Source organism: Anaerolineae bacterium, from assembly GCA_035529315.1.
GTDB lineage: Bacteria > Desulfobacterota > Desulfobacteria > Desulfobacterales > ETH-SRB1 > Desulfaltia.
Genome location: DATKWZ010000007.1, coordinates 1 through 11,627 on the forward strand (window position 1 = coordinate 1; position 11,627 = coordinate 11,627).

Below are 11,627 nucleotides of genomic sequence, written 5' to 3' on the forward strand. Positions count from 1 at the left end.
CCTTTCCGGATTACCATTCTTGCCCCTCTTCAGTTCCCAATCCTTCAAACCACTTGGCGCAGCCAAGCTGTTCTTTTCTTATTGATTCGTCTGAAAAGGCCTTGTCATAAGCATCCTTAATATGGCTGTTTCTTTCCGATATGAGCTTTTCCCTGAGTACCGTAGAGATAAATTTGCTTCTGGATAGCCCCCTTTTCTTACTGATGCCATCAATCATCGTTACTAATTCTTTTGGAATAGTAATGGCAACCTTTTGAGTATGCATGTTTTATATACCTCCTTTGTCGGACAATATATAAATACCATAAGCGGGGATGTCTGTCAACCGCGGTGAATTCACCAGACAAATACCTGTCTTGCGGGATGTCCGTTGGTTTGTTTTATTTGGGGTGGAACTACTGGACATTATTAGACAGGATTGAGTATAATTTTGAGTTTTTAATTTTTAATTTTGAATGGAAAAGGCTTTTGAACCGCTAAGTCGCAAAGACGCTAAGGGGTTTTTTATTGGACAGGATTAACTGGATTTTACAGGATATTTTATTTTTTATTTTCATAACTTTCCTGATGAAAGTGATGAAGAATAATCCCGCTGAAAGCGGGAGGTGCTGACCTCTCACAGGAAGCACAGAGGGATTTGTGTTGTAGGACACTTTCATCAAGTCTGGCTTGGCGTGGCATAGCGTTAAAGGTTAAAGGCGTATAGTTAAAAATTTACAGCAAGCGTTTCTTCAGAATCGGCAGGTCATCCTTAACCGTTTTCCAAACAATTTCAAGGTCAACACCAAAATACTCATGGGCTAAAATATTACGGATCCCTTTCATCATGCCCCAAGGCACATCCTTGTATTGTTCTTGAACTTCTATGGGCAGATAAGAAGAGGCTTCTCCAATCACTTCAAGATTGCGGATAACAGCATCTACCGTCTTTTCATCATTTTGCCATGACGCAAAATCGATACCATGGGTATAGCGCTCAATTTTGTTAATCGCTTCAATAATATCATCAATTCGAAACTTCCAACTCCTATACGGCATGAATAGCCTCCTGAAGAATCTGTTCACGAAACTGATATTTTAGGGCATTCTTGGTAACGAGGTCAACGGGACATTGCAAGAGGTATTCGAGGTATTCTTTCAACTCAAGGAAACCAAACATCCCAGGAGTTTTCACAAAAGTTACCAGAATATCAACATCGCTTTCTGCCACAGCCTCATCGCGGGCCACAGAACCAAAAAGCGATAATGATACCACACCAAAACGTGATTCAATTTCACTACGATGTTCAGCAAGAATTTTCAATATATTCTGGCGCTTCATAAGTATATCCTCTTAATATTCCCCAGGGAGAGCTTTGCATAACTCAAAATTTTGTTTACGATTTTGTTCTTCCTAATTTATCAAATCTGGGTTAAGACATTGTACTAATTAAATTTTGTTTTAGCAAAAACTTAATCACCTCATCCACACATTGCTGCGAATCGAGTTTGTCTGTCTCAATAATAAGTGAGGGGTGTTCGGGTTCTTCTGTGGACTTGCCGCTTCCTGATAAACCCGTGAACCATAGCAGGGCACCAGAGTGGCCGTTTAAAAGATGTCGATCAGCAGTGGAAACAGATGATGGCGATGGAAAAATATTATGCATGGTTCTTTTTTTTTGACAGGATTTACTGGATTTTTTGGATTGCTTTTTTGTATTTGAAATTTCCGGAAGAAATTTTAAATGAACAATCGGCTACGCCGAAAAGAGAAACTTTACTTTCCCCCGATCTGCGGGACAGGATTCATTATAATTTTGAGTTTTTAATTTTTAATTTTGAATGAAAAAAACGCTCTTGAACCACTAGCGTGCTTCGCGTCTTGAGCGTAGCGGGCGGTAAAAACCGCGGCATCTTCGACAGGCGGACGATCTGAAAAAGAGACACAAGCATAGTCAAGGTTCAAGGACTGTGCGTTTTATGGTTAAGGTGTATGTTTCTGCTGCCGGGCAAGGGGTTGCATCATAGCCCCATTTTATGAGCTTGAGTCTGGGGGCGCTGTCTTCCATTGTTATTTCAATGCCCGTGATGCATCTCGGGTGCACGCAGGAACCTGTGTTGTAGTAAACCGGCTCTGGTTTGAGCTTTTTCCCTGTCCCTGAAACAGATGCTGTTTTTGTTTGAATAGATCTGCGCTCGGTAAGGGATAGGTTTTCGTACACCGGGCGATGGGTGTGTCCTGCTATGATTATGTCAATATTTTTGTCGTTGTTCATGGCCAGATGATAGAACTTTTCGTCTATTTCGTTGGATAGACCCGGATTGGCGGCTGCCCTTGTGGGGTCTTTTATGCCGTATTTCTGAAAGCATGACCAGAAGTTTTGCACGAAGAATTTGCTGAAGGCTGCCCCGTGGCCGCTACATTTGGGGTCTGCCTGGTGGCCGTGCCAGAGGAGGATACGTTTTCCCGGCGGGGTGAGTCTGTGGAGTATAGCGGCTTCGTAGATCCCGATGCCGGGGAAGATATCGCGCAGGATATTTGCGTTGTCTTTCCACTGGATGTCGTGATTGCCCCAGATCTTGATGTAACGGGTTTTTTTCTGATCAGGGTCATGGAATTCTTTGATTTTGTCATAGACGGAGGTGTGTGTGATGTATATCTGCTCAAAGGTTTTGTTTTCCCAGAGTTCTTCAGCGTCGCCAAGTTCTATGTAGGTGAATCCCTCTCTGAAATAGTGATCGAGCGCGCATTTGTATATGAGGGAGTTGTGGGCGAAGTCGTCGGACCCGGTCCCGTCACCACGATGCATGTCGGACATAATGATAAGTTTTGTGTCGTGCTCCAGGGCTATGGATTTGATTGTTGCCATTCTTTTTAGACAGCTCCGCCTCTTGGATTACATTAAGAAAGGTTGTTTAACCAATTAATTTTATTACAAATACGTTGCGCTAAAACGGCGCTTGCGCCTCAAAAATTACCAGAGAGAAATTACCCTGTCAGAAGAAATTCCATTGAGCTTTGCTGTCTTTGCATCTTGATTTATATTAAATTCAACAACAAGATCAAAGGAATTATCATCATATTGTTTGATATCCTGCCGGTCTTCGCAGTGAGCCACCAGAACCAGCGCTAAAGCTTTTTCATGTATTATGGAATCAATAAACTCTTTTATTATTTCAGGCCCGATAAAAACAATGCGCTTATGGCCGTTTTTTGCAATGGCCGTTAATCGTTCCGCCAGCTTACCACGGATGTTATTGTACTCTTTTAGTTTGGATACTATAAAATGTGCAGCCAACTTTGATTTTTCCTCAATCCCTTTTGGGGTTAAAAGATAGACATAACCTATCTTGTGAGGATTTTTACTGAAGTTGCCGATTTTGACAAGGCCTTTTGACAGAAGCTGCTTAAGGACATAATTGATCTGGCCAAGGCTGATTCCCGTAAACTTCGCCAGTTGGCGCTGAGTTGAAATCTCCTGCCCGCCCAGGATCTCTAATATTTGAAAGTGCTTTTCTGAAAGGAGCATGAGAATAATTGCTTTATAATTAGGTGTTAGGTGTTAGGTGTTAGGTGTTAGGTGTTAAGATAAAACATTTAATTGTTATATCAAGCTCTTAACACTTAACACGTTTTGTAAAAAAGGTCTCAATGTTGTTCAGTTTTGAACGGAATTCTTATACTGAACAGGCTGTTTAGTCAAGAAAAATAATCTGGTTTAGACAGGAATATTAGCCACAAACGCACACAGACTTACACAGACATAATTTTTTCTCGCCGAAGGCGATAGCCGGACAAAAGTTATGAAGAATAATTCCGCCCATGGGAAAAAGTTAATTAATCCTTAATCCCTAATCCTTCCTATTATTTGGTGGAGCGGGTGGCATTTTTTATGTATTCGATGAAGAATGCAAGGAAAACAGCCATGAATAATGCAACGACAGTGGCAAGAAGGACGATCTGTTTCTTTTTAGACTTGACAGGGTGCAGCGAAACCTCCGGCTCCTGAATAACCTTTATATTGGCAATCATCTCTTTATTTACTTCTAACTCATCTATCTCTGTTTTTGCAGTATCAATACCTCTTTCTGCCTCTCCAATTTCTTGTAGTGCTTCCTTTTCTTTTTCCTTGAAATCATAAATCTGATTATTTATCTGGTTTAGATAAGAAATGTTCTGCTGAATTGTTGTAGAGTATAGAAGGAGAGGTATTTCAGCCCCAGCATTACTTTCTTTTAACAGCAAATCTCTTTGTTTTATCAGGTCCTCGGTATTGTTTTTAAGATTATCCGCCTCCTTCTTCAATCCGTCCGTCCCGCGCTTGATATCCTTTAGAGATTTCCCAAATAATTCTCTTTGTGCTTCGAACTTTTTGATATTGTTTTGTTTAGAAAAGATTTGCCCGTCAAAAACAGCCTTTCTGGACTTAACGATTCTTTCGTAATCATCAACAAGAAACCGTAACAGCTGCCCGGTAGCTTTTATCCCAAGATCTCTGCTCTCCTCTTCCCATTGAGAGGTAATCTTTATCATATTAGTTTCTTTAGCAATCGTAAATTTGAAATTAATACCTGCCTTCAGTTGGTTCAAATGCAATGCTTTTTGTATATTTCTATCGTAAATTCCTTCATTTATCTTTCCGCTTATATTATCCACAGAATCGATGTATATAAAGCTTCCATCATCTTTAACGCCCGCAATACCGGGCTTGATGACCGTGGAAATCTCGTAAATCTCAGGCATCCGGAGACTTATGACAGCCGCTATAACAGCAAAGACCAGGGTGCCGGCTATGATGAGCCATTTCCATTTCCACAGGACCAGCAGATAGTCGATAAGATTGATCTCGTCTTCGTATGGCGGGTAGTTCTGGGGATATTGTTGCTGATTGGATTCCTGGTTAGTCATTGTTTGTCTCCGGCATAATATAGGATTAAAGGATTATGGGATTAAGGGATTAAAAACCCTGGATTAGGGATTAAAGAAAACGTTTAAGTGATTTGATGAGTGCATTTAGCATACGGCTTGCTGATTCATATTTTGATTCGAGAATTTCATGATCTTTTTCACTCAAATATCCCAATTCCATTGAAAGCAATAAAAAATATCGAACTTCTTCTAAAGACCCCCTTGCGTTATACAAAAACTGTAAGTACTCTCTCGTAGTTTGTCGAGACTGGCCTTCAACTATGTTTACCGGCACAGAATATGCGGCACGTTTTAATTGATTAACCAATCCATAAATTTCAGTTCCTGGAAAATTACTTGTTACTTTATAAATGTCAATCACTAATCCGTGTGTCTTTTGCCAAACCTTTAATTCACGCCAGTGAGTCCCCACAATAATCCCCTAATCCTTTAATCCCTAATCCTTAATTATAGTATTTCGTCAAAATATTTTATGGTTTTTTTCAGGCCTTCATCCAGTTTTACCACAGGCTGCCATTTTAGTTTTTTCTTTGCAAGGCTGATGTCCGGTTTGCGCTGCATGGGATCATCCTGCGGCAGGGGCTTAAAAACAATTTTTGATTTTGAACCTGTAATTTTTATGATTTTTTGGGCCAGTTCAAGAATAGTAAATTCATCGGGATTCCCCAGGTTTACCGGTCCTGTAAAATCATCAGGCCCGCTCATCATGCGGATCATGCCTTCTATCAGATCATCCACATAACAGAAGGAACGGGTCTGGGTTCCATCGCCAAACACCGTGATATCCCTGTTTTTCAATGCCTGAACAATAAAATTGGAAACAACACGGCCGTCATTCGGGTGCATACGCGGGCCGTATGTGTTGAATATTCTGACGACTTTTATTTTCAGACTGTGCTGGCGATAATAGTCAAAAAAAAGTGTTTCAGCGCACCTTTTTCCTTCATCATAACAGGATCTCGGACCGATAGGGTTTACCCTGCCCCAATAGGTTTCCGGCTGGGGGTGGACATCCGGGTCTCCGTAGACCTCGCTTGTGGATGCCTGCAGAATTTTAGCCTTAATCCGCTTGGCAAGCCCTAACATGTTGATGGCGCCATGCACGCTTGTTTTTGTGGTCTGAACAGGATCAAACTGATAATGAACAGGCGATGCAGGACAGGCAAGATTATAAATTTCATCCGCCTCAATATAAAGGGGGAATGTAATGTCATGGCGGATAAACTCGAAATTCGGCTTATTTAAAAGATGGAAGATATTTTGCCTGGTACCGGTAAAACAGTTATCCACACATAACACCTCAAACCCTTCGGCAACAAGCCGTTCGCAGAGATGAGAGCCTAAAAAGCCGGCGCCGCCGGTGATCAATACGCGGTTATCTTGATGATATTTCATAAGAATCCTTTTTTTTATTAGCCACAGACACACACAGACAAACACAGATACAAATAATTCGTTAGACTAATTCATAGGCCAAACAGATTGTTCAGTTGTTTCACAAAAGATGTGTTATTTTCTTTAATAATACACTGCCTGTGCGCTTCTGTGGCTAAAAAACAAATCTTTTAATCACTGCTTTTGGGAATGTGAAATTTACAAGCAAACCAACCTTTATTCCAGTAGCTTTCAAGTAGTTCAACATCTGTGCTTCATGAATTTTTTGTAATTTATCAATCGCCTTTAATTCAATTATCACCTTGTCTTCAACAACAATATCGGCAAAATAGTCTCCGATATTTTTACCTTTATACTTCACAGAAATAGGGAATTGGCCCAGTGCTTTAATTCCTCTTAAACGCAACTCCATAATTAAGGCGTTCTCATAAACTTTTTCGAGGAATCCAGCGCCCAACAATTTGCTAACTTCGAATATCGCACCATTTATCTGGTATGTAAGCTCATTGATATCCATATTTATTCATATTTGCCACAGACTAACACAAAAACACACTGACGAAATAACATTGGCTTTTTTTCGCGAAGCGATTACTATTTTTGTCCAGCGATGTCCGCTGAACAAAAGTCTGTGTCAGTCTGTGTGTGTCTGTGGCTAATTTATTTAAAATTTTATTAAAAGTGTGTCAAAGCTGGTTTGCCGATTGGATATATGTTAAATCCGATTTTAAAAAGTCTTTTATGATCGACGATATTGCGGCCGTCAAATATAAAGGCCGGTTTTATCATTGACTTGAATATTTTCTCATAGTCAAGATCCCTGTATAAATCCCATTCCGTCATTATTGCGATTGCATGGCTTTTGGCTGCTGCCGCATAAGGATCGTCAATATAGCTTACATTTTCGTCAACCCCTTTTAGATCGATTCCTGCGTTCTTTAATGCCTTTGGATCTGTAATTGCCAGGTGCGCTCTTTCCTCGATCAATCTTTTTGCAATGTAAATGGCCGGGCTCTCCCTTGTGTCTCCGGTATTGGCCTTAAAAGCAAAACCAAAAAGGCATATTTTCTTGCCCGCCAATGTGTTGAACATGGCTGTAAGCATGTTGATCACAAAACGATCCTTTTGAAAATCATTTATCCTGAGAACATGGTCCCAGTAATCGGCCACTTCGTTAAGGCCGTTATAGCGGCACATATATACAAGATTCAAAATATCCTTTTTAAAGCATGATCCACCAAATCCGATGCTTGCATTCAGGAACTTGTCGCCGATCCTGCTGTCAAACCCGACTGCTCCGGCCACATTGACGATATCCGCACCGGTCTTCTCACACAGGGCGGATATGGAATTTATTGATGATATTCTCTGGGCTAAAAACGCGTTGGCCACGAGTTTGGAGAGTTCGCTGCTCCAGATATCGGTGGTAATTATCCGCTTTTCATCCACCCAGCCGGCATATATTTCAACCAGCTCATCCCTTGCCTTTAAACCGCTTTGTGTTTGACGGGAACCGACAAGTACCCGATCCGGATATTCCAGATCCTTTATTGCGGTGCCTTCAGCCAGAAATTCAGGATTGGAAAGAATCTCAAATTTTATCTTTTTATTATTTGTGGCAAGTATCCTCTCCATTGCCTGTGCTGTTTTAACCGGAAGCGTGCTTTTTTCAACAATGATTTTTGAAGACCGGGAATGCTGAAGTATCTGTCTGGCGGTTTTTTCCCAATACTGCAGGTCTGCGGCCATGCCGGCCCCTACTCCAAAGCTCTTTGTAGGAGTATTTACGCTGACAAAAATGATGTCGGACTCTATTATGCCCTGCTCTATATTACTGGTGAAGAAAAGATTTGTTCCGCGTGTTTTTTTTACAATCTCATCAAGGCCGGGTTCATAAACCGGCAGGTTATTTGAGTTCCATTCATCAATGCGTATTGGATTGATATCCACAACCGTGACCTTGTATTGCGGGCATTTATAGGCAATCATAGCCATGGTCGGCCCACCTACGTAGCCTGCGCCTATGCAAAGGATATTTTTTTTAAATTTTTTCATTTTTCCTCAATAGTAATTTTTCACCGCAGAGCCTCAAAAACGCCAAGATTTTGCCATTATTTTAGCCACAGACACACACAGACATACACAGATAAAATAGCATTAGTTTTTTTCGCGAAGCGATGACCATTTTTGTCCGGCGATGTCCGCCGGACAAATGTCCATCTGAGTCTGTGTGTGTCTGTGGCTAATCAGCTTTTTTACGGTCATGTCTCATTTAAAATAAAATCTTGTTCATCCTGTAAATCCTGTCAGATTTTTTTAAAACTGTCATAAGTAGCGCGGATTCCGGTTTTAAGTAAAATCTTTGGTTTCCATCCAAGAGCGGTTAGCCTGGAAACATCCAGTAGTTTTTGCAAAGTGCCGTCAGGCCGGGTTTTATCAAATACTACGTTCCCCTCAAATCCAACTATATCCTTTATAAGCAATGCCAATTCTTTTATACTGATCTCCCTGCCTGAACCTATATTTATCAGTGCAGGAGGATTGGAGGCAAGCAGGGACGCAAATTTTTCCTCATTTAGATCCATTATAAACACGCACGCATCAGCGACATCATCCACGTGGAGGAACTCCCTGCAGGGGGTTCCGCTGCCCCAGAGGCTTACGACAGCAGGATCGGCCATAATATCTTCCGGAATAGGGCCGAAGCGAGCCTGATCCTTTTTTATTTCTTCCTGGGCGCCGTTAACAGCCAGTTTGGCAAGATGAAACTTGCGAATCATGGCCGGAAGAACATGGCTGGTTTCCAGATCAAAGTTGTCGTTTGGCCCGTAAAGATTGGTTGGCATAACTGCAATATACTTTGTGTTGTACTGACGATTATATGATTGACACATCTTGATACCGGCAATCTTTGCCACCGCATAAGGTTCATTAGTAGGTTCAAGAGGGCCTGTGAGGAGATATTCCTCTTTCATCGGCTGAGAACATTCCCTGGGATAAATGCATGAAGAGCCTAAAAATAACAGGCGCTTTACCCCTGCTTTCCATGCCCCGTGAATAATATTGGTCTGAATTGCAAGGTTGATGTATATGAACTCGGCAGGCCAGGTATTGTTGGCAAGTATGCCGCCGACCTTTGCGGCAGCTAAAAACACGTATTCAGGCTTTTTCGCCCGCATAAAGGCTTCTACATCTGATTGACGTGTAAGATCCAGTTCCGCATGGCTGCGTGTAATAAGATTTGAAAAACCTTCGGCTTTGAATTTACGCAAAAGCGCAGAACCCACCATGCCGGTGTGGCCTGCTATATATATTGAAGAATTTGGGTTCATCACATATTTGCTTCGCAACTTGAGGGGAATGGAAAACCGTTTTTATGGCAGACGGCTTCCCGCGCTGCTTCGTCAAGGTCATGCTCCACCATTTCACGTATCATCTCTTTAAATGAAATCTCAGGCTTCCAGCCGAGCTTTTCGCGCGCCTTTGACGGATCTCCAAGTAATGTCTCAACCTCGGTGGGACGAAAGTAGCGTGGATCAATTGAAACCAGAACCTGCCCGTTTTTCAGTTCTTGAAGCCTGCTGTATGCCTTATATCTTTTCATGCTCTGCAAAGGAATTATTTCAGCCAGGATACCTTTTTCATCAACCCCCTGCCCTCTCCATGCGAGCTTAATGCCGATCCTCGCAAAGGCCATTTCACAAAACTCCCTTACCGTATGCTGCTCTCCTGTCGCAATAACAAAATCCTCTGGTTCATCCTGCTGCAACATAAGCCACTGCACTTTAACAAAATCTCTGGCATGCCCCCAATCACGCTTTGCATCAATATTCCCAAGATACAGGCAATCATTAAGGCCAAGGGCTATGCGCGCAACAGCCCTGGTTATCTTGCGAGTTACAAAGGTTTCGCCACGTATCGGCGATTCGTGATTAAAGAGAATACCGTTGCATGCATAAATACCGTAAGCCTCCCTGTAGTTCACCGTGCACCAGTAAGCATAGAGTTTGGCGCAGGCGTAAGGAGAGCGGGGATAAAAAGGGGTAAGCTCGGTTTGCGGGTTTTCCTGAACCTTGCCGTAAAGTTCGGATGTGGATGCCTGGTAAAACCTGGTTTTTTTCTCAAGCCCTAACATCCGGATGGCTTCCAGGATACGCAATGCCCCAAGGGCATCGGTGTTTGCGGTATATTCCGGGGTTTCAAAGGAAACCTGGACATGACTCTGCGCCCCAAGGTTGTATATTTCATCGGGCCGGACCTCCTGAATGATCCGGATAAGGTTACCGGCGTCGGTAAGATCGCCATAGTGAAGGACAAACTTGCGGTCTTTTTCATGAGGGTCCTGGTAAAGATGATCTACCCTTTGAGTATTAAAAAGAGAGGAACGCCGTTTTATTCCATGAACCTCGTATCCCTTGTTTAAAAGTAATTCCGCAAGATAAGCGCCGTCCTGACCGGTAATTCCGGTAATTAAGGCTTTTTTCATTTTAGATCCATTTTAAATTTTAATCACGAAAGCACGAAGGTACGAAAACACGAAAAAGTTAAATATCACCACAGAGCTCACGGAGAACACAGAGAAAAACGCCTCACGCAAAGGCGCTAAGACGCTAAGAAAAAACCATTGAACCTTGAACCTAATTAACTGCAATATAGTGCTTAATGGCATTAAATGTGCCTGAGCCGACCCCCTGCACTTTCCTGATATCCTCGATTTTTTCAAACAGGCCGTGCATATTTCTGTATTCCACAATCTTCACAGCCAATACAGGTCCTACATGAGGGAGAGCTACCAGATCTGTAAGGCTTGCCTTGTTGATGTTAACAGTTCCCTCCAAGCCCTTTTTCATGATATTTTCAATAAATTTGTCATAATGATTTTTAAGATGCTTTTCAGCAATCTCCTTGTTTGCCTGATCAAGCCATGTCCCCCTGTATAGGGTTCCGAATACATATATCAGCTGTTCTTCATCAATCTTGTTGTTTGAATCATGATGTGGGCAATGCCTGATTTTCTCACCGGCCTTTGCTTCAACAACTGCAAAGCTTGAGTCAGGAAGAAGGCGTATCCTGAGATCTGTCCATCCCTGACAAACAGCGGAACTTTCGCCAAACAGAAATAAAATAAAAAAACTGAACAGTAAGATGCGATGATTTCGCTTCATAATAACTCCTGTGCTTAAAGTGTTAGGTGTTAGGTGTTAAGAAAAAAACTGCTGACTACGGTTCACAGTTCAGGGTTATTTAAGTGACTAAAGTTACAAGTGCCTAAAGTTAATGAATTATTTTTAATGTTTATTATAATTTATGATTTAAAGTCAAG

General features: G+C 41.8%; 13 protein-coding genes and 1 pseudogene. All 14 read right to left on the minus strand.

All coding sequences use genetic code 11. The features are described 5' to 3' along the window. Nucleotides 1-10: 10 nt before the first annotated feature. Nucleotides 11-265 (minus strand): ribbon-helix-helix domain-containing protein, encoded by a 255-nt coding sequence (locus tag VMW78_01140; protein HUV49615.1) that lies wholly within the window; start codon nucleotides 263-265, stop codon nucleotides 11-13. 449 nt (nucleotides 266-714) lie between these two features. Continuing rightward, nucleotides 715-1,038 carry a DUF86 domain-containing protein gene (locus tag VMW78_01145; protein HUV49616.1) on the minus strand — a complete coding sequence of 108 codons (324 nt, stop codon included), beginning with the start codon at nucleotides 1,036-1,038 and terminating at the stop codon, nucleotides 715-717. Beyond that, nucleotides 1,028-1,321 (minus strand): nucleotidyltransferase family protein, encoded by a 294-nt coding sequence (locus VMW78_01150; GenBank protein HUV49617.1) that lies wholly within the window; start codon nucleotides 1,319-1,321, stop codon nucleotides 1,028-1,030. Before VMW78_01150 ends, VMW78_01145 begins: the two co-directional genes overlap by 11 nt. Nucleotides 1,322-1,529: 208 nt before the next feature. Then, nucleotides 1,530-1,646, minus strand: a pseudogene (locus VMW78_01155) (adenylyl-sulfate kinase). Between the two features lie 288 nt (nucleotides 1,647-1,934). Further along, nucleotides 1,935-2,849, minus strand: a complete 915-nt coding sequence (locus tag VMW78_01160) for a hypothetical protein (protein HUV49618.1) — start codon at nucleotides 2,847-2,849, stop codon at nucleotides 1,935-1,937. Between the two features lie 105 nt (nucleotides 2,850-2,954). Beyond that, entirely contained in the window at nucleotides 2,955-3,509 is a 555-nt protein-coding gene (locus tag VMW78_01165) for a MarR family EPS-associated transcriptional regulator (protein HUV49619.1), read from the minus strand. Between the two features lie 335 nt (nucleotides 3,510-3,844). Next, a complete protein-coding gene (locus VMW78_01170) occupies nucleotides 3,845-4,888 on the minus strand; it encodes a Wzz/FepE/Etk N-terminal domain-containing protein (GenBank protein HUV49620.1) in 1,044 nt (347 codons plus the stop codon). A gap of 70 nt (nucleotides 4,889-4,958) precedes the next feature. Continuing rightward, complete coding sequence (locus VMW78_01175; protein HUV49621.1) at nucleotides 4,959-5,321, minus strand: four helix bundle protein; 363 nt, start codon at nucleotides 5,319-5,321, stop codon at nucleotides 4,959-4,961. Nucleotides 5,322-5,356: 35 nt separating this feature from the next. Next, a complete protein-coding gene (locus VMW78_01180) occupies nucleotides 5,357-6,304 on the minus strand; it encodes a UDP-glucuronic acid decarboxylase family protein (GenBank protein ID HUV49622.1) in 948 nt (315 codons plus the stop codon). Between the two features lie 154 nt (nucleotides 6,305-6,458). Then, nucleotides 6,459-6,821, minus strand: coding sequence for a GxxExxY protein (locus VMW78_01185; GenBank protein HUV49623.1), 363 nt, complete (start codon nucleotides 6,819-6,821; stop codon nucleotides 6,459-6,461). A 158-nt stretch (nucleotides 6,822-6,979) separates the two neighbouring features. Further along, the gene (locus tag VMW78_01190; protein HUV49624.1) at nucleotides 6,980-8,359 is read right to left on the minus strand and encodes a nucleotide sugar dehydrogenase; all 1,380 of its coding nucleotides are present in this window, start codon (nucleotides 8,357-8,359) and stop codon (nucleotides 6,980-6,982) included. Between the two features lie 251 nt (nucleotides 8,360-8,610). After that, complete coding sequence (locus VMW78_01195) at nucleotides 8,611-9,636, minus strand: GDP-L-fucose synthase (GenBank protein ID HUV49625.1); 1,026 nt, start codon at nucleotides 9,634-9,636, stop codon at nucleotides 8,611-8,613. Then, nucleotides 9,636-10,790: a GDP-mannose 4,6-dehydratase gene (gene gmd, locus VMW78_01200; protein ID HUV49626.1), complete on the minus strand. Its 1,155-nt coding sequence runs from the start codon at nucleotides 10,788-10,790 to the stop codon at nucleotides 9,636-9,638. The genes VMW78_01195 and gmd overlap by 1 nt, the downstream gene beginning before the upstream one ends. Before the next feature lie 151 nt (nucleotides 10,791-10,941). Then, nucleotides 10,942-11,469 (minus strand): helix-hairpin-helix domain-containing protein, encoded by a 528-nt coding sequence (locus VMW78_01205; GenBank protein ID HUV49627.1) that lies wholly within the window; start codon nucleotides 11,467-11,469, stop codon nucleotides 10,942-10,944. Nucleotides 11,470-11,627 lie beyond the last annotated feature (158 nt).

Coding starts and splice junctions, on each gene's coding strand:
- VMW78_01140 (HUV49615.1), bottom strand. CDS start 265: ATGCATACTCAAAAGGTTGCCATTACTATTCCAAAAGAATTAGTAACG.
- VMW78_01145 (HUV49616.1), bottom strand. CDS start 1,038: ATGCCGTATAGGAGTTGGAAGTTTCGAATTGATGATATTATTGAAGCG.
- VMW78_01150 (HUV49617.1), bottom strand. CDS start 1,321: ATGAAGCGCCAGAATATATTGAAAATTCTTGCTGAACATCGTAGTGAA.
- VMW78_01160 (HUV49618.1), bottom strand. CDS start 2,849: ATGGCAACAATCAAATCCATAGCCCTGGAGCACGACACAAAACTTATC.
- VMW78_01165 (HUV49619.1), bottom strand. CDS start 3,509: ATGCTCCTTTCAGAAAAGCACTTTCAAATATTAGAGATCCTGGGCGGG.
- VMW78_01170 (HUV49620.1), bottom strand. CDS start 4,888: ATGACTAACCAGGAATCCAATCAGCAACAATATCCCCAGAACTACCCG.
- VMW78_01180 (HUV49622.1), bottom strand. CDS start 6,304: ATGAAATATCATCAAGATAACCGCGTATTGATCACCGGCGGCGCCGGC.
- VMW78_01185 (HUV49623.1), bottom strand. CDS start 6,821: ATGGATATCAATGAGCTTACATACCAGATAAATGGTGCGATATTCGAA.
- VMW78_01190 (HUV49624.1), bottom strand. CDS start 8,359: ATGAAAAAATTTAAAAAAAATATCCTTTGCATAGGCGCAGGCTACGTA.
- VMW78_01195 (HUV49625.1), bottom strand. CDS start 9,636: ATGAACCCAAATTCTTCAATATATATAGCAGGCCACACCGGCATGGTG.
- gmd (HUV49626.1), bottom strand. CDS start 10,790: ATGAAAAAAGCCTTAATTACCGGAATTACCGGTCAGGACGGCGCTTAT.
- VMW78_01205 (HUV49627.1), bottom strand. CDS start 11,469: ATGAAGCGAAATCATCGCATCTTACTGTTCAGTTTTTTTATTTTATTT.